Source organism: Mesorhizobium sp. M1088, assembly GCF_040318575.1.
GTDB lineage: Bacteria > Pseudomonadota > Alphaproteobacteria > Rhizobiales > Rhizobiaceae > Mesorhizobium.
Window position 1 is genome coordinate 207,053 of sequence record NZ_JAMYMO010000002.1, and the last position, 23,374, is coordinate 230,426.

At 63.6% G+C, this 23,374-nt stretch carries 22 protein-coding genes and 1 other RNA gene; 18 read left to right on the forward strand and 5 right to left on the reverse strand.

All coding sequences use genetic code 11. The annotated features are described in order from the left end of the window. Window positions 1–40 precede the first annotated feature (40 nt). Entirely contained in the window at window positions 41–982 is a 942-nt protein-coding gene (locus tag NKH49_RS03715; RefSeq protein WP_352613864.1) for a 2-hydroxyacid dehydrogenase, read from the forward strand. 25 nt (window positions 983–1,007) lie between these two features. Here NKH49_RS03715 and NKH49_RS03720 read toward each other — a convergent pair whose 3' ends face one another. The 3 genes from NKH49_RS03720 to NKH49_RS03730 are packed head-to-tail and all read right to left on the reverse strand — an operon-like array spanning window position 1,008 to window position 2,735. Then, window positions 1,008–1,310: a Dabb family protein gene (locus tag NKH49_RS03720; RefSeq protein ID WP_292662251.1), complete on the reverse strand. Its 303-nt coding sequence runs from the start codon at window positions 1,308–1,310 to the stop codon at window positions 1,008–1,010. A gap of 25 nt (window positions 1,311–1,335) precedes the next feature. After that, complete coding sequence (nudC, locus tag NKH49_RS03725; protein ID WP_352613865.1) at window positions 1,336–2,277, reverse strand: NAD(+) diphosphatase; 942 nt, start codon at window positions 2,275–2,277, stop codon at window positions 1,336–1,338. A 38-nt stretch (window positions 2,278–2,315) separates the two neighbouring features. Then, window positions 2,316–2,735: an HIT family protein gene (locus NKH49_RS03730; protein WP_023676868.1), complete on the reverse strand. Its 420-nt coding sequence runs from the start codon at window positions 2,733–2,735 to the stop codon at window positions 2,316–2,318. A 347-nt stretch (window positions 2,736–3,082) separates the two neighbouring features. Here NKH49_RS03730 and ffs point away from each other — a divergent pair. From ffs to NKH49_RS03790, 12 genes are all read left to right on the forward strand, one after another. After that, window positions 3,083–3,179, forward strand: an RNA gene (gene ffs, locus NKH49_RS03735) — signal recognition particle sRNA small type. A 104-nt stretch (window positions 3,180–3,283) separates the two neighbouring features. Beyond that, the gene (locus NKH49_RS03740) at window positions 3,284–5,122 is read left to right on the forward strand and encodes a DNA polymerase III subunit gamma/tau (RefSeq protein ID WP_352613866.1); all 1,839 of its coding nucleotides are present in this window, start codon (window positions 3,284–3,286) and stop codon (window positions 5,120–5,122) included. 31 nt (window positions 5,123–5,153) lie between these two features. Next, on the forward strand, window positions 5,154–5,477 hold the full coding sequence (locus NKH49_RS03745) for a YbaB/EbfC family nucleoid-associated protein (protein WP_352470044.1): 324 nt from the start codon (window positions 5,154–5,156) through the stop codon (window positions 5,475–5,477). A 289-nt stretch (window positions 5,478–5,766) separates the two neighbouring features. Beyond that, the gene (locus tag NKH49_RS03750) at window positions 5,767–6,705 is read left to right on the forward strand and encodes a cell wall hydrolase (protein WP_352613867.1); all 939 of its coding nucleotides are present in this window, start codon (window positions 5,767–5,769) and stop codon (window positions 6,703–6,705) included. A 242-nt stretch (window positions 6,706–6,947) separates the two neighbouring features. Beyond that, window positions 6,948–7,553 carry a recombination mediator RecR gene (gene recR / locus NKH49_RS03755; RefSeq protein WP_023676872.1) on the forward strand — a complete coding sequence of 202 codons (606 nt, stop codon included), beginning with the start codon at window positions 6,948–6,950 and terminating at the stop codon, window positions 7,551–7,553. A 178-nt stretch (window positions 7,554–7,731) separates the two neighbouring features. Beyond that, window positions 7,732–9,009 (forward strand): lytic murein transglycosylase, encoded by a 1,278-nt coding sequence (locus NKH49_RS03760; RefSeq protein WP_352925195.1) that lies wholly within the window; start codon window positions 7,732–7,734, stop codon window positions 9,007–9,009. A 201-nt stretch (window positions 9,010–9,210) separates the two neighbouring features. Then, window positions 9,211–10,854, forward strand: coding sequence for an ABC transporter substrate-binding protein (locus NKH49_RS03765; protein WP_352925197.1), 1,644 nt, complete (start codon window positions 9,211–9,213; stop codon window positions 10,852–10,854). Window positions 10,855–10,885: 31 nt separating this feature from the next. Continuing rightward, on the forward strand, window positions 10,886–11,953 hold the full coding sequence (locus NKH49_RS03770) for an ABC transporter permease (protein WP_352681264.1): 1,068 nt from the start codon (window positions 10,886–10,888) through the stop codon (window positions 11,951–11,953). Window positions 11,954–11,966: 13 nt separating this feature from the next. Next, window positions 11,967–12,887: a nickel transporter permease gene (gene nikC, locus NKH49_RS03775; protein ID WP_352613871.1), complete on the forward strand. Its 921-nt coding sequence runs from the start codon at window positions 11,967–11,969 to the stop codon at window positions 12,885–12,887. Between the two features lie 10 nt (window positions 12,888–12,897). Further along, window positions 12,898–13,731 carry an ABC transporter ATP-binding protein gene (locus NKH49_RS03780; protein ID WP_352542928.1) on the forward strand — a complete coding sequence of 278 codons (834 nt, stop codon included), beginning with the start codon at window positions 12,898–12,900 and terminating at the stop codon, window positions 13,729–13,731. After that, window positions 13,728–14,477, forward strand: a complete 750-nt coding sequence (locus tag NKH49_RS03785) for an ABC transporter ATP-binding protein (protein WP_352613872.1) — start codon at window positions 13,728–13,730, stop codon at window positions 14,475–14,477. Before NKH49_RS03780 ends, NKH49_RS03785 begins: the two co-directional genes overlap by 4 nt. Window positions 14,478–14,831: 354 nt before the next feature. Then, window positions 14,832–16,109: a 4-aminobutyrate--2-oxoglutarate transaminase gene (locus NKH49_RS03790; protein WP_352455102.1), complete on the forward strand. Its 1,278-nt coding sequence runs from the start codon at window positions 14,832–14,834 to the stop codon at window positions 16,107–16,109. Between the two features lie 61 nt (window positions 16,110–16,170). Here the strand turns inward: NKH49_RS03790 and NKH49_RS03795 are convergent, their stop codons facing one another. Next, on the reverse strand, window positions 16,171–16,773 hold the full coding sequence (locus tag NKH49_RS03795) for a sulfotransferase family protein (protein ID WP_084643033.1): 603 nt from the start codon (window positions 16,771–16,773) through the stop codon (window positions 16,171–16,173). A gap of 118 nt (window positions 16,774–16,891) precedes the next feature. Further along, window positions 16,892–18,145 carry an NAD(P)/FAD-dependent oxidoreductase gene (locus NKH49_RS03800; RefSeq protein ID WP_352613873.1) on the reverse strand — a complete coding sequence of 418 codons (1,254 nt, stop codon included), beginning with the start codon at window positions 18,143–18,145 and terminating at the stop codon, window positions 16,892–16,894. 423 nt (window positions 18,146–18,568) lie between these two features. Between NKH49_RS03800 and NKH49_RS03805 the strand changes: the two genes are divergently transcribed. Genes NKH49_RS03805 through NKH49_RS03825 form a run of 5 tightly spaced genes read left to right on the forward strand, consistent with a single transcriptional unit; the run spans window position 18,569 to window position 23,373 of the window. Beyond that, complete coding sequence (locus tag NKH49_RS03805; RefSeq protein ID WP_502904300.1) at window positions 18,569–19,861, forward strand: imelysin family protein; 1,293 nt, start codon at window positions 18,569–18,571, stop codon at window positions 19,859–19,861. Window positions 19,862–19,917: 56 nt separating this feature from the next. Further along, window positions 19,918–20,229 carry a (2Fe-2S)-binding protein gene (locus NKH49_RS03810; protein WP_023676882.1) on the forward strand — a complete coding sequence of 104 codons (312 nt, stop codon included), beginning with the start codon at window positions 19,918–19,920 and terminating at the stop codon, window positions 20,227–20,229. Continuing rightward, on the forward strand, window positions 20,195–20,680 hold the full coding sequence (gene bfr, locus NKH49_RS03815; protein ID WP_023676883.1) for a bacterioferritin: 486 nt from the start codon (window positions 20,195–20,197) through the stop codon (window positions 20,678–20,680). The genes NKH49_RS03810 and bfr overlap by 35 nt, the downstream gene beginning before the upstream one ends. A 12-nt stretch (window positions 20,681–20,692) precedes the next feature. Further along, complete coding sequence (locus NKH49_RS03820; protein WP_352925199.1) at window positions 20,693–22,300, forward strand: di-heme oxidoreductase family protein; 1,608 nt, start codon at window positions 20,693–20,695, stop codon at window positions 22,298–22,300. Then, complete coding sequence (locus tag NKH49_RS03825) at window positions 22,300–23,373, forward strand: imelysin family protein (RefSeq protein ID WP_352767057.1); 1,074 nt, start codon at window positions 22,300–22,302, stop codon at window positions 23,371–23,373. Before NKH49_RS03820 ends, NKH49_RS03825 begins: the two co-directional genes overlap by 1 nt. Window position 23,374 lies beyond the last annotated feature (1 nt).

Here is a 23,374-nt window from a genome sequence, read left to right on the forward strand (position 1 = left end):
GACGCGAACGCTGTTGGTAAAAAGGGAAAAACAATCCGCAATGGAAAAAGGCCGCATCCTGCTTGCCCTCACCGGTATTCATCCGCTGCGCTGGCGCGAACTGCTGTCGGCGGAGCGCGAGGTGGTGCTCGAGCCGAACGGCGCCGGCGATCCCTCGATCACCTATGCGGTGGTGTGGAAACAGCGGCCGAACCTGTTGTCGTCGCTGCCCAATCTGCGCGCCATCTTCTCGATCGGCGCCGGCGTCGACCACATCTTCGCCGATCCCACCTTGCCCGACGTACCGGTCGTCAAGGTGGTGGCCGACAACCTGACCCAGTACATGACCGAATACGTCGTCTGGCGGGTGCTCGACCACCATCGCCAGGGCATGCTCTACCGCGCCCAGCAGCAGAAGAAGATCTGGCATGAACCGCAGCAGCGGCCGGCCAGCGACATCTCGGTCGGCATTATGGGGCTCGGCACGCTTGGCCGCGCGGCGGCATCGGTGCTGTTGTCGCTCGGCTTTCCCGTCAATGGCTGGTCGCGCAGCGACCGGCCGATGCAAGGTGTCTCGACTTACGCGGGCGAGGCCGGCCTGATCCCGTTCCTCAACGCCACCGATATCCTGGTGGTGCTGCTGCCGCTGACGCCGCAGACGCACGGCATCATCAACCACAGCGTGCTGAAGGAGCTCCGCAAGCGCAACGGGCTCGGCGGTTCGGTGCTGATCAATGCCGGGCGCGGCAGGCTGCAGAAGGACGCCGACATTTTGCGCGCGCTGGACGACGGCACGCTGAAGGAAGCCAGCCTCGACGTGTTCGAGGTCGAGCCGCTGCCGAAGACCAGCCCGCTATGGAGCCACCCCAAAGTGTTCGTGACGCCGCACGCGGCGGCAACCTCCGATCCGGTCCACCTGGCGCCGATCATGCTGCGTCAGATGGATGCTTTCGAGCGCGGCGAAGCGCTGGAAAATGTGGTGGATCGCGACGCTGGGTATTAATTTTTTAGAGCGCCGCTTTCCAGTCTCAGCCCCAGCCGAGCGGCACGTAGTCGATCTCCATAAACGCCGCGACCTCGGGGATCCAGCGGTCGCGGACGAAGGCGACGTGGTCGGGATGATCGTTATAGCCGGAATAGGCCCGCTGATCGGCGAACTCCATCGAGAAGCCGAAGCGGTAGTCGTTCTTGGGACTGACCTGCCGCAACTGCTCGAAATGCGTGACGCCCTTTATCGCCGTGAGAATCCTCTTGGCGTCGGCGAGGAACCGTTTTTCCTCGAGCGAATGCGGCGGGTGTTTCAGCGTGAACACGACGGTGTGACGGATCATTTTCTGCTCCTGCGATGTCTTCGTCTCACACGCTGTCGGCCCAGGCGCGGATGAGGTTATAGGCGATCGCGCCTTTCGGCGGCGTCACCAGGCCGCCCGGATGTTCCCTGGCCAGCATCGACAGCACCTCGTCGCGAAAGAACCAGCGGCAATCTTCCAGCTCGTTGAGGTCGGGGTGGATATCGTCGTTGAGCGGTTCGCCGAAGCAGCCGATCATCAGCGAGTAGGGGAACGGCCAGGGCTGGCTGGCGTGGTAGACGACGCGGCCGAGCCTGATGCCGGCTTCCTCCAGTGTTTCGCGGCGCACCGCCGCCTCGATCGTCTCGCCCGGCTCGATGAAACCGGCGAGCGCCGAATACATGCCGGGCCCGAAATGCCGGCCGCGGCCGAGCAGGCATTTTTCGCGTGTTGCCGTCAGCATGATCGCCACCGGGTCGGTGCGCGGAAAGTGCTCCGTACCGCAGGCCGGGCAATGCCGCTTGTAACCGCCCGCCCGCATCTCGGCTTCGGTGCCGCATTTGCTGCAGAAGCGATGGCTGGCATGCCAGGCGAGCAGCGCCGCCCCTTGCGCCAGCGCGCCGGCCGCCGCTTCGTCGATCAGCCCCTGCATATAGACCGAGCGATAGTCGATCGCCTTGATCGTCTCGGGAAGCTGCTCCGGCTCGACCCCGGCCGGCACCGCCAGCACCGGGCCGCTTTCGGAAAAACCGAGCAGGACGCCGTTTTCGAGCGATGCTTCGAGCGGCCGGCATTCGGCCACGCCGAACCAGGGGTCGAATGCGCCTTGCGCAAGTTTCAGATAGAGCCGGCCGCCACGCATCAGCAAAAGCCGCGCCGAGGGATCGGCGAGTGCGTTTTCGACGGAATCGTCGGCGCGGTTTTCGGACTGCCGGTCGATAATGTTGCCGGCGAAGCCGACGAACTGGCTCGGCTCGCGCAAGGGCGCGTCAAACAGGCGAAAGCTCATGCAGACTCGGGAAGGTTCAAGGTGGACACGGGAGAGGCTTATAGCGCTGCCTTGATCTTTTCCGCAAACTTGCGAAGGTCGGAGCGCTGATAGGGCTCGCGCAGGCCGTGCCCCCACACCGGGCCGGGCCAGCCGGGATCGCCTTCCGAGCGCGCAATGACGTGTACATGCAACTGGCGCACGATGTTGCCGAGTGCGCCGGTGTTGATCTTGGTGCAGCCGGTCACCCGCTTCAGCGCCAGCGCCACCATGTTGGTCTCGAAGGTCAGCATCGCCTGGTCCAGCGGCGTCATGTCGTGGATTTCCTCGATGCCCGGCCGCTGCGGCACCAGCAACAGCCATGGCCAGCGGCGGTCGTTCATGACGCGCAATTCGCACAGGCCGAGCCACATCAGCTGTTCGCTGTCGGCTTCCAGCTGGGCGTCAAGCGTGAATCCGGCCTTGAGGCCCGGCAGCATTGGCGTTTCCCACACTTTTTGACGTTTTTTGACCTCCATCGACGCTAGAGCGGCTTCCGAAGGGCCGCAAGGGGCAGCAAGCAACATTGGCCGTCGCGGCGCTGATTGTGCGCGAAGATGTGAGGGCCCGGGCAAATTGCATCAGGTTGGCGCTGCCCCGCCGAGGATCGCGGCCACATTTTGTTCTTGCTTTGTGCCGGCAGCTATGCTACTAATCTCGCTATGGTGATTATTCGCACCAACGACCCGCCCGCCGAGGCGGGTTTTTGGTTTCAGCTTTCGCCGTCCCTCAAGGCCCCTATCATCCGCACTTGCATTTCATCGCCGGATTGCCGATATGGAGGCTGGGAGGTTGGTGGTGGACGGTCCACTCGCCAACCGGGTCAGGTCCGGAAGGAAGCAGCCCTAACGAGCCCGGAACGGGTCATTGTTCCAGCCTCCCGCCTCTTCGCCTTTTGCCCCGACATTGACGGCGCCAAGCCGCGCGGGCGAAATTATGCGCAGGAATCGGCCGCCTCCAGTGGCAGCCCTTGGAGCTTTACGGGCGAATGAGCGAAGCCGGAAACGAGGCCGGGAAATTGGACAAGCCTGCCGCCTACCGCGTGCTGGCGCGCAAATACCGACCGTCGAATTTCTCCGAACTGATCGGCCAGGAGCCGATGGTCCGCACGTTGACCAATGCCTTTGCCACCGGCCGCATCGCCCAGGCCTGGATGCTGACCGGCGTGCGTGGCGTCGGCAAGACGACGACCGCGCGCATACTCGCGCGGGCCCTGAACTACAAAACATCGACCGTCGACCAGCCGTCCGTCGACCTTGCCGTGCTCGGCGAGCATTGCCAGGCGATCATGGAAGGCCGGCATGTCGACGTCATCGAGATGGACGCCGCCTCGCATACCGGCATCGACGACATCAGGGACATCATCGAGCGTGTGCGCTATGCCCCGGTGTCGGCGCGCTACAAGGTCTACATCATCGACGAAGTGCACATGCTTTCCAACCAGGCCTTCAACGGCCTGCTGAAGACGCTGGAAGAGCCGCCGCCGCACGTCAAGTTCATCTTCGCCACCACCGAAATCCGCAAGGTGCCGATCACCGTCCTGTCGCGCTGCCAGCGTTTCGACCTCAGGCGCATCGATGCGGCAATGATCAAGGCCGACCTTGCCAGGATAGCCGGTCTGGAGGGCATCGAAGTCGAAGACGATGCGCTGGCGATGATCGCGCGCGCGGCCGAAGGCTCGATGCGCGATGCGCAGTCGATCCTCGACCAGGCGATCGCCCATGGCGGCGGCGCGGTCAGCGCCGAAGCGGTGCGTGCCATGCTCGGCCTCGCCGACCGTGCCCGCATCGTCGACCTGTTCGAGCATGTTATGAAGGGCGACGTCGCCGCCGCACTTGCCGAATTCCGTGCCCAGTACGATACCGGCGCCGATCCTGCCGCGGTGCTGACCGACCTTGCCGAGTTCAACCATCTGGTCACCCGTCTGCGTTTCGTGCCGGCTGCCATCGACGACGCCTCGCTGTCCGAGGACGAGCGCCGGCGCGGCGCCGATTTCGCCAGCACGCTGTCGGTCAAGGTGCTGTCGCGGACGTGGCAGATGCTCTTGAAAGGCATTCCCGAGGTGCAGACCTCCAACCGCCCGGTCAGCGCCGCCGAGATGGTGCTGATCCGGCTGGCCCATGCCGCCGACCTGCCGACGCTGGACGAGGCGCTGAAATCGCTGGAGAACGGCGGTACACTGCCGGGCGCTGCGCCGCGCGTGAATGGCACGCCGGCAAGCCCCGGCCCGGCAAACCATGCGCCTGCAGGCGGTGGTGCCGGCGCCGTGGCGCAGGCGCGGATGCCGACGTCCAATGGCGGCGCCCAGACAATGCGCCTGGTCGAGACGATGCGCCTGGTCGAGGCCGAGCCCGTGCCGACCAACTTCGTTGCTCCGCCGGAGCCGGCGGTCGAGGCGTCGCCGGTGCCGGTGAAATCGCTGGCCGACATTATCGCCCTTGCCGACGCCCAGCGCGACATGGCCTTCAAGGTGCTGGTGAAGCGTTGCGTGCGCCTGGTGCGCATCGAGCCCGGTCGTATCGACGTCAGCCTGACCGACGATGCGCCGAAGATGTTGCTCAATGATTTGACCGCCAAGCTGCGCGCCTGGACGGGCCGCAACTGGCTGGTGTCGCTGTCGAAGGACGAGGGCGGCCAGACCTTGGCCGAGATGGAATCGACAAAGCGCGAAAACGCCTTCCTCGATGCCAAGAGCGACCCGACGGTCGCCGCCATCCTGGCGCGCTTTCCCGGTGCCAAGATCATCGACGTGCGCATTCCCGATGCGCCGGAAGCCGACGACGCCGAAGTGCCGGTCGAGCCGCCGGCCGACGACGACGAAACCTGAACAACCTGGACCAGCTGCAAAGGACAGTGCGATGAAAGACCTTCTCGGCATGATGGGCAAGGCAAAGGAAATGCAGGCCAAGTTCCAGGCCATGCAGGATGAGATCGCCACGCTGGAAGCCACCGGGCAGGCCGGCGGCGGCCTGGTCAGCGTGACGCTGACCGGCAAATTCGAGATGAAGTCGCTGAAGATCGACCCGGCGCTGTTCAAGGAGGACGAGGTCGAGATTCTCGAGGACCTGCTTCTCGCTGCCCACAACGACGCCAGGACCAAGGTCGAGCAGATCATGCAGGAGAAGACCAGGGCGCTGACCGCGGGCCTACCGATCCCGCCGGGAATGAAACTGCCGTTCTAAGGCTAGTGCATGTCGCGCAAAAGTGTGCAGCGGTTTTGCGATAACGACATGCATCAAAACAAGAACCTAAAGCGCGTCGCATGAGGCCGGTCGAACGCGACGCGCTAGTCAATCGGTATGCCGTTACAGTGGCCGAAGAGTGCAGCGGCCCAGTGCTCGCTCCACCGCCAGCTGTGTCTATTGGGCAACTCCCCACACTTAATAACGCTTTAGCCATCTTTTTGCCTGAAAGTGTCTCATTCTTGCCGCAACCAGGGGCGGGCTGGCAGCAGAATTGAGGGGACACCTGTTGATCTCTACCCGATGGAAGACGCCGTTGCGGCTCGGCGTCGTTATCTCGCCGCTGTTTTTGGCCGCTTGCAGTCAGACCGCCTCGCACGGCATGTCCAGCCTGACCGATGCCATTACGCCGAGTTTCCTGAGCTCGCGCTCCTACAATTCCACGCCGAAGGAGAAGGAATGCCTGGAGCGGGCGATGTTCTTCGAGTCCAACCGCTCCAGCCGTGACGGCATGATTGCGGTCGGCACGGTGGTGATGAACCGGCTGCGGTCCGGCAATCACGGCAACACCATCTGCCAGGTCGTCGGCGAGCGCGGGCAGTTCGCGCCGGGCGTCATGACACGGCCGATGAATTCGAAGGCGATGCCCGACGTCGAGGAAGCCGCCGAGGCGGTGCTCAAGGGCGAGCGCAAAGCCAAGCTGAAGAACACCATGTATTTCCACACCGCCGGCCTGCGCTTCCCCTACAAGAACATGCACTACACCATGGTCGCCGGCGGCAATGCCTTCTATGAAAAGCGCGGCCGCAACTGGCAGCCGCTGCCGGACGAACCGGTGGTCGCCATGGCCCAAGCCAAGCCGCAAGCGCCTGCCGCTCAGGCCATACTTGTCGCCTCGGCGGAGCCGGCTCGCGAGGTCAAGCCGACATTCGCCAAGGCAACCTATGTTACCGCCGCCGCATCGCTGCCGGCAAAGCAGACAAGGGTGACCGCCGGAATGGCGACCCCGGAGAAGGCGACGGCGGAGAAGCCGATGCTTGTGGCGCTGCAGGAACCAATGCAGGAGCCGGATGCGGCCCGTTTTGGCGGAACCGTGAGCGAGCGGCCTGTCACCTCCTTCCAGGCCGCGCCGGCAGAGCCGACAATGTCGTTCGAGGCGACGCCCGAGAACACCGACGCCATCGGCGCGATGATCGCCGGCCAGACCCGACCACTGGAAGAAAACTGAGGGCGGCAGCACTGGCCGCGACGTCGGCCTTCCCTTCTCCCCTTGTGGGAGAAGGTGGCCTCGCGGAGCGAGGTCGGATGAGGGGTGCTCCAGCTTGGCATCGACGGCGCTCCGGCCAACACCCCTCAACCGTCTTGGCGCTGCGCGCCAATCCACCTTCTCCCACAAGGGGAGAAGGGAAGAGCGGAGCCCCTGGCCGCTCAACTGTTCCAAAGCGTGCGGAAAAATCCTAAACCGGTGCGATGTCGAAGCGAATCGCCGGTCCCGAGATCGAACGCCTGATCCAGCTGCTGGCCAAGGTGCCGGGGCTCGGTCCGCGTTCGGCACGCCGCGCCGCACTCCACCTCATCAAGAAGAAGGAACAGCTGCTGGCGCCGCTCGCCGCCGCCATGGGCGAGGCGGTCGACAAGGTGCGCATCTGCTCGACCTGCGGCAATGTCGATACCTCAGATCCATGTATGATCTGCACCGACCCCCGCCGCGACCCCACTACGCTCATCGTCGTCGAGGACGTGGCCGACCTTTGGGCGTTGGAGCGGGCGACAGCCATGAACGTGCGCTACCATGTGCTCGGCGGTACGCTGTCGCCGCTCGACGGCATTGGTCCTGATGAGCTCAACATCCGTTCGCTGGTCGATCGCGTCGCCGGCGGCGAAGTCAAGGAAGTGATCCTCGCCGTCAACGCCACTGTCGAGGGCCAGACCACCGCGCACTACCTCACCGACCAGCTTTCCGGCTTCGACATCAAGGTGACGCGCCTGGCGCACGGTGTTCCGGTCGGCGGCGAACTCGATTATCTCGACGAAGGTACGCTGGCCGCAGCACTGAAGTCGCGGACAGTGTTTTGAGGCGAGTTGCGGGGAGAGTGCTTCCGAGATGATTGCGTTCCGTCGCGCCCCCCTCTGTCCTGCCGGACATCTCCCCCTCAAGGGGGGAGATTGGCTGTCGCGCTGGCTTTCGCCAATCTTCAACGGTGCAAGGCTGGAGCAGAAATCGAAGCTGCCAATCTCCCCCCAAGTGGGGGAGATGTCCGGCAGGACAAAGGGGGGCGCGACAGAACGCCGAGCTCGCACACTAGCCTGCCTCTCGTTTCTAGCAGCCCTACTTGGGTTGATCCTCGCCACCCCCGCCTCCGCCGCAAAGATCGACGACCAGTTCCGCGCCTGGCTCAGCAACGACCTCTGGCCCGAAGCCAATGCCAAAGGCATCTCCAGGAAAACCTTCGATGCCGCTTTCGACGGCGTAAAGCCGAACCTCAGGCTGCCCGACCTGGTGAAGCCGGGCGAGAAGGCGACGACGCCGCAGAAGCAGCATCAGGCCGAATTCGGTTCGCCGGGCGCCTATTTCGCTGAAAAGATAGTCCGAGCGGTGACCGCCGGCGGCCGCACCCGCGAGGCGACCAACGCTAGGACGCTTGCCGCGATCGAGAAACGCTACGGCGTGCCTGGCGAAGTGCTGCTGGCGATCTGGGGCCGCGAGAGCGGCTTCGGCGCGGCGAAGATGCCTTATGACGCCTTCGAGGTGCTGGGCACCAAGGCGTTCATGTCGACCAAGAAGGAATTCTTCCGCACCGAGCTCTTGGCTGCGCTCGAGATCGTCGAGCGCGGGCTTGCCCCGGTCGGCGCGATGAAATCGTCTTGGGCAGGCGCGCTTGGCCAGCCGCAGTTCATGCCGACATCATTCCTCAAGCATGCCGTCGATTTCGACGGCGACGGCCGCACCGACATCTGGAATTCGACGCCCGATATACTGGCCTCGATCGCCAATTATCTCGTCCATTATGGCTGGGTCAGGGGCCGCGGCTGGGGCTTCGAGGTGACTGTGCCGGACAGCGTCTCGTGCTCGCTCGAAGGTCCGGACCAGGGCAAGAAGATTTCCCAATGGGCTGATATGGGCGTCAGGCGTGTGTCGGGTAAACCGTTCCCGCCGAGCGAACTGAAAGCCGAGGGCTTTCTTTTGATGCCGGCCGGGCGTAGCGGCCCGGCCTTCATCGTCACCCCCAATTTCTATGTGCTGAAGCAGTATAACACCAGCGATCTCTATGCCCTGTTCATCGGCCATGGCGCCGATCGCATCGCCCATGGCGACAGCAATTTCTCGGGCAATTGGGGCGCGGTCGGCGGGCTCTACCGCTCCGACATCGCCGCCCTGCAGCGGGCGCTGGAAGCCAGGGGCTACGATGTCGGCAGCGCCGACGGCCTGCCTGGCTTCAAGACGCGCCGCTCGATCGGCAAATGGCAGGCCAGCAACGGCCGTTCCGCTACCTGCTTTCCCGACGCCGACCTGGTTACCGCGCTGAAATAGCCGGATTTTCGCTCCGCCGGTCTGGCCCAATCGACCGTTCTGCAAATGCTCGTTGCCGCGCTCGAAACCGCCGGATATGGTGAACCGGAACCGCACAAAAAATTGCCAAGACAACGGTCCGGGGATCACCGTTCGACGCGGCAAGAAATGCCACAACCCTGAGCCGGGAACTCAGGTCAACAAAAACAGGGAACAGTTAAAATGATGATGGAAAAGTTTGCTCTACGCTCCCGCTTCTTGCTCGCGGGCGCGGCTATGTCCGCGCTGCTCCTGGCCGGTGCGCCTGCCTTCGCGGTCACGCCCGCCGACACGCTGGTCGAGGGTTTCGCCATCGACGACATCATCACCATGGATCCGGGCGAAGCATTCGAATTGTCGACCGCAGAGGTCACCGGCAACACCTATGATCTTCTGGTACGCCTCGACCTCAGCGACACATCCAAGGTCAAAGGCGATCTCGCCGAAAGCTGGAGCGTCTCCGACGACGGCCTGACCTACACGTTCAAGCTCAAGCCCGGCCTCAAGTTCGCCTCCGGCAATCCGATCACGGCGGCCGACGTCGCCTATTCGTTCGAGCGCGCCATCAAGCTCGACAAGAGCCCGGCCTTTATTATCGGCCAGTTCGGTATCGATGGCGGCAACGTCACCGAGAAGGCCAAGGCCGTTGATGACACCACGTTCCAGTTCACGGTCGACAAGGCCTATGCGCCGAGCTTCGTGCTGAACTGCCTGTCGGCGACGGTCGCCTCGGTCGTCGACGCCAAGCTGGTCAAGGAGCATGTCGCCGCGGTCACGCCGAGCGCCGACTACAAATGGGACAATGATTTCGGCAATGCCTGGCTGAAGACCGGCTATGCCGGCTCCGGTGCCTTCAAAATGCGCGAATGGCGGGCCAACGAGGCCGTCGTCCTTGAGCGCAACGACAATTACTACGGCGAAAAAGCCAAGCTTGCCCGCGTCATCTATCGCAATATGAAGGAAAGCTCGGGCCAGCGCCTGGCGCTGGAAGCCGGCGACATCGACGTCGCCCGCAATCTCGAGCCGAACGACCTTGATGCCATTGCCAAGAATGCCGACCTCACCACCACCAGCGCGCCGAAGGGCACGGTCTATTACATCAGCCTCAACCAGAAGAACGCCAACCTGGCCAAGCCCGAGGTTCGCCAGGCGTTCAAATATCTGGTCGACTACGACGCCTTGAGCTCGACCATCCTCAAGGGCATCGGCGAGATCCATCAGACCTTCCTGCCGAAAGGCGTGCTTGGCGAGCTGGACGAGAATCCGTTCAAGCTCGACGTCGCCAAGGCCAAGGAACTGCTCGCCAAGGCCGGCCTCGCCGACGGCTTCACCGTCACCATGGACGTGCGTACCGGGCAGCCGACGACGGGCATGGCGGAATCGATCCAGCAGACGCTGGGACAGGCCGGCATCAAGCTGGAGATCATCCCCGGCGACGGCAAGCAGACGCTGACCAAATACCGCGCCCGCAACCACGACATCTATATCGGCCAGTGGGGCCAGGATTATTTCGATCCGAACTCCAATGCCCAGACCTTTGCCAGCAACCCGGACAATTCGGATGAAGGCAAGACCAAGACGCTGGCCTGGCGCAACGCCTGGGACATTCCGGACCTGACCAAGCAGACCGAAGCCGCCCTGCTCGAGAAGGACGCGGCCAAGCGCGCCGCAATGTACCAGGATCTCGAGAAGAAGATCCTCGATACCAGCCCCTTCGTCATCATCCACCAGCAGCTGGAAGTGGCCGGCCTGCGCAAGAACCTCAAGGGTTTTGCGCTCGGCCCGAGCTTCGACACCAACTTCGTCGGCCCCGTCTCGAAAGAGTGATGCCGGGGAGTGACGCCGGCGGACGCGCCGTATGAGCGTAGTTGAAAGCGAAGTGACGGCAGGGCGCGGCGGCGCCCGCGCCGTTGCCGTGACCTCATCGATCGCCCGGTTCCTGGTCATCGCGATAACGACTTATCTCGGTCTGCTCGCGGTGACCTTCTTCATCGGCCGCGTGATCCCAATCGACCCGGTGCTGGCGGTGCTCGGCGACCGGGCGCCGGCCAACGTCGTCGAGCGAACGCGCCGCGAGATGGGCCTCGACCTGCCGCTGGTCGAGCAGTTCTACATCTATGTCAAGCATGCCCTGAACGGTGATTTCGGCACCTCGGTGCTGACCACCAATCCGGTGATGACCGATATCCGCCGCGCCTTTCCGGCGACGCTCGAACTGGCGACGTTAGGAACATTGATCGGTTCGGTGATCGGCGTGCCGCTTGGCGTGCTGGCCGCCGTGCGGCGCGGCAGCGTCATCGACCAGATCGTGCGCATCATCGGCCTTGTCGGCTATTCCGTGCCGATCTTCTGGCTGGGGCTGCTGGCGCTGGTGCTGTTCTACGCCAAGCTGCAATGGGTCGCCTTTCCCGGCCGGCTCGACGTCGTCTACGAATACACCTTCACGCCGATTACCGGCTTTTACCTGCTGGATGCGCTCTGGCAGCGGCAGTGGGACGTATTTGCCGATGCCTTCCGCCACATCATCCTGCCGGCCTCGCTACTCGGCTATTTCTCGCTCGCCTACATCAGCCGCATGACGCGCTCGTTCATGCTGAACGAACTCACCCAGGAATACATCGTCGCAGCGCGCGCCAAGGGCCTGTCGGAAACGCGCATCATCTGGGGTCACGCGCTGCGCAACGCCGCGGTGCCGATGGTCACGGTGATCGCTCTGTCCTATGCCGGGCTGCTCGAAGGCTCGGTGCTGACCGAGACAGTGTTTTCGTGGCCGGGCATCGGCCTCTACATCACCAACTCGCTGCAGAACGCCGATATGAATGCCGTGCTTGGCGGCACGATCATCATCGGCTCGGTCTTCATCGCCATCAATCTATTCTCCGACCTGCTCTACCGGCTGCTCGATCCAAGGACCAAGGCAGGATGAGGACCAAGGCAGGATGAGCACGGAAGCGATTCAAACCCGCCGCGACTGGCTGCTCAGCGAGCGGCCGGCGTCGCGCGTGCAGGCGAGGCTCGGCCGCGCCTATGTGGCCTGGCGGCGCTTTTCCGCCAACCGGCTGGCGTTTGCCGGCCTGCTCATCATCATCGCCTTGTTGTTGGTCGCAGCCTTCGCCGATGTGCTGGCGCCCTATTCGCCGACGTTCGGCGACCTCAAGGGCTCGCGGCTGCTGGCGCCGAGTGCGGCGCACTGGTTCGGCACCGACGATCTCGGCCGCGATATCTATTCGCGCATCATCTTCGGCTCGCGCTGGACACTCTACGTCGTCATTCTGGTTGCCATCATCGCCGCGCCCATCGGCTTGCTGGTCGGCACCGTCGCCGGTTACGCCGGCGGCTGGACCGATGCGATCCTGATGCGCATCACCGACATCTTTCTCGCCTTTCCGAAGCTGATCCTGGCGCTGGCCTTTGTCGCCGCGCTCGGCCCCGGCATCGAAAATGCCGTGCTTGCCATCGCCATCACCTCGTGGCCGCCCTATGCCCGCATTGCCCGCGCCGAAACGCTGACGGTGCGCAATTCCGATTACATCAAGGCGGTGCAATTGATGGGCGCCTCGCCGTTTCGCATCGTGCTTCGCCACATCATGCCGCTCTGCATCTCCTCGCTGATCATCAGGGTGACGCTCGACATGGCCGGCATCATCCTGACCGCGGCCGGCCTCGGCTTCCTCGGCCTCGGCGCGCAGCCGCCGCTGCCCGAATGGGGCGCGATGATCGCGTCGGGCCGCCGCTTCGTGCTCGACCAGTGGTGGGTGGCGGGCGCGCCGGGCTTTGCCATCCTCATCGTCAGCCTCGGCTTCAACCTGCTCGGCGACGGCCTGCGCGACGCGCTCGATCCCCGAAGCGGTGACCAATGAGTGGCGACCAATGAGCACGCTTCTCGAAGTCGACGACCTGCGCGTTACCTTCCCGACGCGCACCGGCCTGATCGAGGCGGTGCGCGGCGTCTCCTTCTCGCTCGGCCGCGAGCGGCTCGGCATTGTTGGCGAGAGCGGTTCGGGCAAGTCGCAGACCGGCCGCGCCATCATGGGCGTCACCCCGCCGCAGGCCGAGGTGACCGCGACGACGCTCGCTTTTGACGGCATCGACCTGCTGGCCGCCTCGCCGCGCGAGCGCCGCGCGCTGCGCGGCAAGCGTATCGCCATGATCCTGCAGGATCCGAAATATTCGCTCGACCCGGTGATGAGCATCGGCCGCCAGATCGTCGAGACGCTGCGCACGCATGAGAAGGTCTCCAAGGCCGAAGCCCGCGACCGCGCGCTGGCCATGCTGGAGGCTGTGCAGATCCGCGATCCGGCCCGTGTCTTCGACCTGCATCCGCACGAGGTTTCCGGCGGCATGGGCCAGCGCGCCATGATCGCCATGATGCTGATCGCCGGGCCAGAAATGATGATCGCCGACGAGCCGACCTCGGCACTCGACGTCACTGTCCAGCTCGACGTGCTCGGCATCCTCGACCGGCTGGTCAGCGAGCGCGGCATGGGGCTGATCTTCATCTCGCACGATCTGCGCCTGGTCTCGTCCTTCTGTGATCGTGTCATCGTTATGTATGCCGGCAAGGTGGTCGAACAGCTCAAAGCCTCGGAGCTCGGCCGCGCCCAGCATCCCTATACGCGCGGCCTGCTCAACTGCATGCCCAAGATCGGCGCCGACCGTCACCCGCTGCCGGTGCTCGACCGCAAGCCGGAGTGGGCAGCATGACGGCAGCGCTTTCCGTCGACAGGCTGGAGGTGGTCTTCGACCGCTTCCGCGCGTTGAAAGGCGTCAGCCTCGAGGTCGAATCCGGTGAATCCTTCGGCCTGGTCGGCGAGTCCGGCTCCGGCAAGTCGACGTTGCTCAGGGCAATCGCCGGCCTGGCGCCGGCCGCTTCGGGCACCATCGCGGTCAACGGCAAAACGCTCGGCGCGCGCCGCGACAAGGCGTTCTACCGCGAGGTGCAGATGGTCTTCCAGGACCCGTACGGTTCGCTGCACCCGCGCCAGACCGTCGACCGCCTGCTGCAGGAGCCGCTCGCCATTCACGGCTTCACCGACAGCGAAAAGCGCATCCAGCGGGCACTCGACGAGGTCGGCCTCGGCACCGGGTTCCGTTTTCGCTATTCGCATCAATTGTCCGGCGGTCAACGCCAGCGCGTGGCGATCGCCCGCGCCCTGATTCTGGAACCGTCGATCCTGCTGCTCGACGAGCCGACCTCGGCGCTCGACGCTTCGGTGCAGGCGGAGGTGCTGAACCTGCTGGAAGAGATCAGGCGCCGCCGCAAGCTGACCTTCCTGATGGTCAGCCACGACCTAGCCATCATCACCCACATGTGCGAACGGCTGATGGTGATGCAGAACGGCGAGGCGATGGAGAATCTGACCGCGGACGATCTTGTCGAACGCCGTGTCACCAAGGATTATACGCGCAATCTGCTGAGGGCCAGCGAGGGGTTCGTGCGGACGGCGTGAGTAGGCTTGCTTTCAATTCCCCGCGTCGTGTTCTTTCGCGCCCCCCTCTGGCCTGCCGGCCATCTCCCCCACGGGTGGGGAGATTGGCTGTCACCACTGATTTCGCCAATCGCCAACGTTATAGAAGGAACGCTGCCGACGAAGCTGCCAATCTCCCTCCTTGTGGGGGAGATGTCCGGCAGGACAGAGGGGGGCGCGAAGGAACGGGACTTGGCAACTTTGTGTCAGGTCGCCCGCCGGACGGGCAGGCCCAATCGCCCGCCGCCAGTGCCAACTTGAGGAAAACCTGAAATAAGCCCAGAAGAGTCTCAACAGCCATCAACGAGAGCGGGCGCCGGCCCGGTGAGGGATACGATGACAAATTCAGCCATTTCCGAACGCAAGAGCCAGTCGATTTCGCGCGGCGTCGGCATGACCACTCAGATCTATGCCGATCGCGCCGAAAACTCGGAGATCTGGGATGTGGAAGGCCGCCGCTATATCGATTTTTCGTCCGGCATCGCCGTCGTCAACACCGGCCACCGTCACCCCAGGGTGATCGAAGCGGTCAAGGCGCAGCTCGACCGCTTCACCCACACCTGCTATCAGGTCGTGCCCTATGAGAGCTATATCAGGCTGGCCGAACGGCTGAATGGCATGCTGCCCGGCAAGTTCGACAAGAAGACGATCTTCGTCACCACCGGCGCCGAGGCGGTCGAGAACGCGATCAAGATTGCGCGCAACGCCACCGGCCGGCCGGCGGTCATCGCTTTTTCCGGCGGCTTTCACGGCCGCACCTTCATGGGCATGGCACTCACCGGCAAGGTCGTGCCCTACAAGGTCGGCTTCGGCGCCATGCCGGCGGATGTCTTCCATGCGCCGTTCCCGGTTGCACTGCACGGCGTGTCGGTCGCCGATTCGCTGGCTGCGCTCGACCGGCTGTTCAAGGCCGATGTAGATCCGGCCCGCGTTGCCGCGATCATCGTCGAGCCGGTGCAGGGCGAGGGCGGCTTCTACGAGGCGCCGCGCGACTTCATGACCGCATTGCGCAAGATCTGCGATCAGCACGGCATGCTGCTGATCGCCGACGAGGTGCAGACCGGCTTTGCCCGCACCGGCAAGATGTTTGCCATGGACCACCACGAGGTGGCGGCCGACATCACCACCATGGCCAAGAGCCTGGCCGGCGGCTTCCCGTTGGCGGCGGTCACCGGGCGCGCCGAGGTCATGGATGCGCCGAACCCCGGCGGACTCGGCGGCACCTATGGCGGCAGCCCGATCGGCGTCGCCGCGGCGCATGCCGTGCTCGACGTCATCGACGAGGAGAAGCTCTGCGACCGGGCCAACACGCTGGGCAACCGGCTGAAGCAGCGCCTGCAAGCGATCCGCGACGAAGCCCCGGAGATCGTCGATATCAGAGGCCCCGGCTTCATGAACGCGGTCGAGTTCAACGATGTAACGAAGGGCCTGCCGTCGCCGGAACTCGCCAATGCGGTCCGGCTGAAGGCGCTCGACAAGGGCCTGATCCTGCTGACCTGCGGCGTCTACGGCAACGTCATCCGCTTCCTCGCGCCGATCACCATCCAGGATGGCGTCATGAACGAGGCGCTCGACATTCTGGAAAGTTCGATCCGCGAGGCCCGCGCCGCCTGAGCGGCGAGGATATCGCCTAGATTCAACTGCGCGAAGGCCGAGATAGGTGGCAAGCCGCCGTTCAACGCCCTATGCGAGCACGAAATTCGGCAGTCGAATTGGTGCGTGGAAACGGTTCGGAAGGCAACTGTACACCGAGAAAGGCACAAAGCGGCTCCCACCCTTCGGAGGCCTGATAAGTAAGAAGGCGTTCAGGTGGCAGCGTTGATTTCACGGAAGCGTTATGTGCTTCATAGACAGCGATTGCGTGATCACGGTTATCAAATCGACCGCCAAAGACAGTGTTTCCAACCACCGCCACACCAAAGGACTGTGGATCATTGGTAGCAGCATCCATCGTGAGCCCTATTGTTTGCGCCATGCTGTCATACCAGGCTTCCGGGTCACGAACTGTCAGGATAACCTTTGCATGAGGGTAGTGGTCACTCACTTCGCGCCAAAAATGCGCCGTTGGCCAATCGACCGCGGAAAGATAGCCGGCATATGCCGCATCCCAGGTCGGGAGTTGTCCCTGGCCGGCGGCGCGCCACAGCGCCTTCTGCTCGGGATTGGCGTGGACATCTGCCATGTGATGACACGGCCCGAACCCAAGATGCTCCAACGCGAGCTTCAGCGAATATGTGCCAGTGCGACCCATGCCCGCGCCAATGACATATAAAGCCATGAGCACCCCCGCGACGAATTTCAATTGGTCAAAATACCGCTGTTTCCTTTACTTCGCTATATGTTTTGAAGGTCAGCTCCCGGTCGAACTCGGTCATTCAGGGTGATTGGGTTTGATCTTATCCTGCCGCGCGGGCCGGCTCTGCCTGCTGGAAGGCGGCGAGCGCGGCCTTCAGCCCGTCGGGCCCGGTCGCGACAATCTGCGGCGACGGCGAAAAGCCGGCGCCGAGCATCTTGCGGCCAAGCATATGGTCGCCCGGCCGGTTGACCGACTCGATGCCGAGCAGCCGGCTTCCGGCATAGTGGTAGATGGAGAATTTGTTCTCGGCCACGTCGCCCAGCACGACATGGCTGTCGCCGCCCGCAATCAGGCCGACCATCTGCAGCTTCATGTCACCGATATCGGACCAGAACCACGGCACTGCCGAGTAATTGTCGGTGTGGCCGGCGATGGTGCGTGCGGCGAGCCGCGCCTGGTCAGTGGCGTTCTGCACCGATTCCAGCCGCACGTCGCCGCCGGTGAACCAGTGCCGGTAAGACGCCGCGTCGCCGATGGCGAGGATTTCCGGCACCGACGTACGCATCTGCTGGTCGACGCGGATGCCGTTGGCGATGACAATGCCGGCGGCTTCGGCCAGTTCGACATTCGGCACGACGCCGATACCGATGACGACCATCTGCGCCGGCAATCTTTCGCCGGATGAGGTGATTGCAGCCGAAACACGGCCGTTCTCGTCCTCCAGCCGTTCGATGGTGGTGCCGGTAAGGATGCGCACACCGGTGGCCTCCAGCCGCTGGCGCACATGGCCGGCGATGACCGGTGCCACGGCGCGGCCGAGCAACCGGTCGACCGCCTCGACCACCGTGACCTTGCGGCCTGCCGCGGTGAGCGTCGCGGCAATCTCCAGGCCGATGAAGCCGCCGCCGAGGATGACGACCTCCTCGCTTTGCGCGCTCAATTCGCGGATCAGGCGGGCATCGCCGAGCGAGCGCAGCGACACAACGCCGGAAAGCTCCGAACCCGGCAGCGGCAGCAGGCGCGGCCGCGCGCCGGTGGCGAGGATCAGCCGGTCAAACGGCAACACACCGCCGCCCGATATCTCCAGCCTGCGGCCGCCTACGTCGATCCGCTCGACCCGGATGCCTGGCCGGAAGTCGATGGCGCTGCCGGTATAAAAAGCCTCGCCGCGCAACGGCTGCGGCTTTGCTTGCTGATCCTTGATGAAGGTCTTCGACAGCGGCGGCTTGTGGTAGGGCAATTCGTTTTCGTCGCCGACCAGGATCACCGGGCCGTCATAGCCTTCTTCGCGCAGGCTGGCGGCCGCTTGCACGCCCGCATGACCCGCACCGACAATGACGACCCCGTTCTTCATAACAGCCCGATTCCTCATCCAAATCTAGGACGTCTCGCCAGGTGGCGATTGTCCGGCGCCGCCGCAAGAGCGCCGATCCGGGTCGCACCCGGAACGGCCGCCTGTCAACTGCGTCATGCGCCGGCATTCCTCATACGTCGGTGTTAAAGTTGACAGTTCTAGTTTAGAATAATTCTAAACTATTGTTTCAATTGAATTTTTTCTACGCCACCAGTTGACATCCGGCGTCTTCGCCGTTTTATGGAAGCTCGCGCGTCAGCGCATCCCTTTGATGTCTGGGCCTTGAACCCTTTCGATTGGAGGCATTTCGGTGTCTTTCTTCCGCGAACCGCGCGATGGCGCGACCCTTCTTTGCCCGCTGGCAGCTGCCCGCCGAGGCGCCGGCATTTCATTGATTCCCGAGGAGAGACAATCATGAGAACGATGATCACGGCACGGTATGGCGGCAGGCTTGCGGCGATCGGCGCCACCGCAATGCTGACGGCGGCCGTGTTCGTGCTGCCGGCCAAGGCGCAAACCGATGCCAAGGCGGTCATCAAGACCTATTCCGACATTGCGCTCGCCAAATACGAGGATTCGCTGATCGCGGCCGAGGCGCTCGACAAGGCTGTCGATGCGCTGCTCGCCAAGCCATCTGCCGAAACGCTGAACGCCGCCCGCGAGGCCTGGAAGGCATCGCGCGTTCCCTATCAGCAGACCGAGGTCTATCGCTTCGGCAATGCCATCGTCGACGACTGGGAAGGCAAGGTGAACTCCTGGCCGCTCGACGAAGGCTTGATCGACTATGTCGCCAAGAGCTACGGCACTGAGTCGGACGCCAACGCGCTCTACACCGCCAATGTGATCGCCAACAAGTCGATCGAGATCAACGGCAAGAAGGTCGACGCCACGGACCTGACGCCGGAGTTCCTCTCCGGCACCCTGCAGGAGGCCGGCGGTATCGAGGCCAATGTGGCGACCGGCTATCACGCGATCGAATTCCTGCTTTGGGGTCAGGACTTACACGGCACCGGTCCGGGCGCCGGCGAACGGCCCTACACCGATTACGACCTCGCCAATTGCACCGGCGGCAATTGCGACCGCCGCGGACAGTATCTGAAATCGGCGAGCGACCTTCTGGTTTCCGATCTAAAGGATATGGCCGACGACTGGAAGGAAGGCGGCGCCGCCCGCAAGAACCTTGTCGATGGCGAGCCGAACGCCGCCATTTCGACCATCTTCACCGGCATGGGTTCGCTGTCCTATGGCGAGCTCGCCGGAGAGCGGATGAAGCTCGGCCTCTTGTTGCACGACCCGGAAGAGGAGCACGATTGCTTCTCCGACAATACCTACAACTCCCATCTTTACGATGCGATCGGCATCCGTGCCGCGTATCACGGCAGCTACAAGCGGCTCGACGGCACTGTCGTCGAGGGGCCGTCGGTCGCCGACATGGTCAAGGCGGCCGACCCGGCGGTTGACAAGGAATTGTCGGACAAACTGGACGTCACCGTCGCCAAGATGGAGGCCATCAAGGCACGGGCGCTTGCCGGCGAGGCCTATGACCAGCAGATCGGAGAAGGCAACACGGAAGGCAATGCCACTGTGCAGGCGGCGATCGACGCGCTGGTCGATCAGACCAAGTCGATCGAACGCGCCGTCGGTACCCTGAAGCTCAATGCGATAGCCTTCGAGGGCTCGGACAGCCTCGATTCACCGGACAAGGTGTTCCAATAGACTATCGAAACCACCAGCCACGCGACGCAACGAAGCGCCGTTAGCCAGAGCGACAAATGCTGATCTGCCATTGCAACATCATCACCGAAAAGGAGATAGAGCAGACGATCGTCGGACTGCTGGATGAGGACCCCTGGCAGCTGATCGTGCCGGCGAAGGTCTATCACGCCATGCACAAGCGCGGTCGCTGTTGCGGCTGCTTCCCAAATGTGGTCGAAACGATCATTCGGGTCACCGAAAATTACCATGCCCGCTCGGCGGCGAGTGGCGTGGACATCGTTTCACACCTGGATCGCGTCAGAGGCCTGCGCGTCCAATACGGGAGCAGAACCCATGAAAGGCGAACAGCAGATCATAGAGCGGCTTAACGAGGCTCTGTTTCTGGAACTTGGGGCGGTCAATCAATACTGGGTGCATTTCCGGCTGCTGGAAGACTGGGGATACGCCAAGCTAGCGAAGAAGGAACGCGCTGAATCGATCGAGGAAATGCACCATGCCGACCGGCTCGTGGCGCGCATCATCTTCCTCGAGGGCCATCCGAACCTGCAGTCCGTGGCGCCGCTGCGCATCGGGCAGAATGTCAAGGAAGTGCTCGAATCCGATCTTGCCGGCGAATATGACGCGCGCACCGCCTACAAGCGTTCGCGCGAGGTTTGTAACGAAGCAGGCGACTACGTGACGATGAAGCTGTTCGAGGAATTGCTGGCTGACGAGGAAGGTCACATCGACTTTCTCGAGACGCAACTCGACCTGCTCGCCTCGATCGGCGAAGAAAAGTACGGTCAACTCAACGCAGCGTCGGCCGACGAGGCGGAATAAGGACATGCCGGAATGCGGCGCCCCCTAGATTTCATGCGCCGCTTGCGGCCGGCCGAGCATTGTGGCCTGCCGTCTCAGAAGAAGCCGCGATACGGTATCCTTCGCGGCGCCTTTCTTGCCGTGGTGGCGACGCTCACAGCCTCGGCGCTGGCCGGGGCGCCGCAACCGGCGGGGCTTGCCACCAGCCGCACGGATCTGACGCCGAAGGATCTGGCGCGCGTCATCGCCATCACCAGGCCGACCAGCGATTTCTCCAAGCCCGAGCAATTCGAGCTGATGCAGGGCGGCGCCGGCACCTCGAAGAAGGACGTCAACAAGGACGCCTTCTCGCAATCCTCCGCCAACATCAGCTTCGAGGAAGAGGGCACCTTCAAGCTCGGCAACGCCATTTTCCGCAAGAACTGGGTGTCCTCGCCATCCTCGACACAAGCCTCGGATGGGCTCGGTCCGTTGTTCAACGAGCGCGCCTGCCAGAACTGTCATCTGAAGGACGGTCGCGGCCATCCGCCCCAAGGCGACAGCGGCACCACCTCGATGTTCCTGCGCCTGGCAAGGGAAGCCAGTACCGAGGAGGAGAAAGCCGCGCTCGCCGATCACAAGGTGCTCAACTTTCCCGACCCGGTCTATGGCACACAACTTCAGGAGCTAGCCGTTCCCGGCCTGCAGGGCGAAGGCAGGATGCATGTCGATTATCAGGAGCAAAAAGTAAAACTGGCGGACGGCAGCGTCGTGTCGCTGCGTAAGCCGAGCTATTCGGTCGAGGGTCTCGCCTACGGGCCGCTCGATCCGCACACCACGCTGTCGCCGCGCATGACACCGCCGATGATCGGCCTTGGCCTGGTCGAGCAGATCGCTCCCGCCGACATCCTTACGCGTGCCGATGCGGCCGACCGCGATGGTGACGGGATTGCCGGCAGGCCAAACATAATACGCGACGCCAGCAGCGGTGAACTGACGCTCGGCCGTTTCGGCTGGAAGGCGCAGGCGGCATCGATCCGCCAGCAATCGGCGGACGCTTTTGCCGGCGATATTGGCATTTCGACGCCCGAAGTGCCGAAGCACTGGGGCGATTGCAGCGCCGCGGAAAAGACCTGCCTTGGCCTACCTAACGGTGTACAGGAGCGCCTCGGTCCGGTCGAAGCGCCGCCGCCGGTCATGGACCTCGTGACCTTCTATTCGCAAAACCTTGCCGTGCCGGCCCGGCGCGATCTCGACAGACCGGACGTGCTCGCCGGCAAAAAACTATTCTACGATATGGGCTGCATCTCCTGCCATACGCCGAAATTCGTCACCCGTCGCGACACCCCGAACAATGCGCAGGCCTTCCAGCTGATCTGGCCCTATTCCGATTTCCTGCTGCATGAAATGGGACCCGGTCTTGCCGACGGACAGGCGGTGGGCGAGGCCACGGGAAGCGAATGGCGCACGCCGCCACTGTGGGGCATCGGGCTCACCCAGACCGTCAGCGGCAACACCTTCTTCCTGCATGACGGGCGCGCACGAAGCCTGGCCGAGGCGATTCTGTGGCATGGCGGCGAGGGTCAGAAGGCGCGTGACCGCTTTGCCGCTGCCGATGCGGCCGACCGCGCCGCGCTGATCAAGTTTCTGGAGTCGCTCTGATGCGGAAGCGTCTTGCATTCGCTCTGATGCTGGTCCTCGCCGGTGCGCTGCCGGCATCCGCGGCGGTGAAGGCTTCGGATGTGATCCAGCGGGCGATCGACGGCTTCGTCCGCCCGGCCTATGCCAGACTGCATGACCATGCGGACAGCTTGGCCAAGACCATGCACGCGCTTTGCCAGGCGCCTTCGCAAGACACTCTCGATGCGGCACGCGCCGAATTCTCAGGCGTCGTGGATGCCTGGTCGGTGGTGGAAATCATCCGTTTCGGGCCGATCGCGGAAAACAACCGGCTTGAGCGCATGCTGTTTTGGCCGGACCGCAAGAGCATCGGCCTGAAGCAGGTGCAGGCAGCACTTGCCGGCAAGGATCCGACAGCCGCCGATCCGGCCCAGCTGGCTACAAAGAGCGTCGCCATGCAAGGGCTCGGCGCACTGGAATTCGTCCTCTACGGCGACGGAGCCGGTCAATTGGTCGGCAGGGACGACGCCTATCGCTGCGCCTACGGTGCGGCCATTGCCGGCAATGTCGAGACGATTGCGGGCGAGGTTGGCGATGCCTGGAACGAGCCCAACGGCTTTGCCGCGCTCTGGGCCAATCCGGGTCCGCAGAACGCGCTCTACCACGACGGCACCGAAGCGGTGACCGAACTGGTCGGCGTCTTCATCAACGAGCTGGAAATGGTCCGCGACGTGCGCCTGAAAGGCTTCCTGGGCGCCAAGCCGGAGGCCGACAAACCGAAACAGGCGATCTATTGGCGCTCGCAAAACACCGCCCGCTCGCTGACCGGGAATCTGGCGGGCATGGACACGCTGTTCCAGGCCTCGCAGCTTGGCGACGCGCTGCCGCCCGATGCCCGCTGGATGGCAGAATCGGTCCACATCCAGCTCACCAACGGGATCGAGGCGGCCAAGGCGATCAGGGGACCGATCGACAAGGCACTTGCCGATCCGGCGCTGCGCCAGAAGCTCGACTATTTCTCGCTGGTGACATCCAGCCTGACGACCCTGATCGGCACCAGGCTGACCGCCGAATTCGGCCTGACCGCCGGGTTCTCGTCATTGGATGGCGACTGAT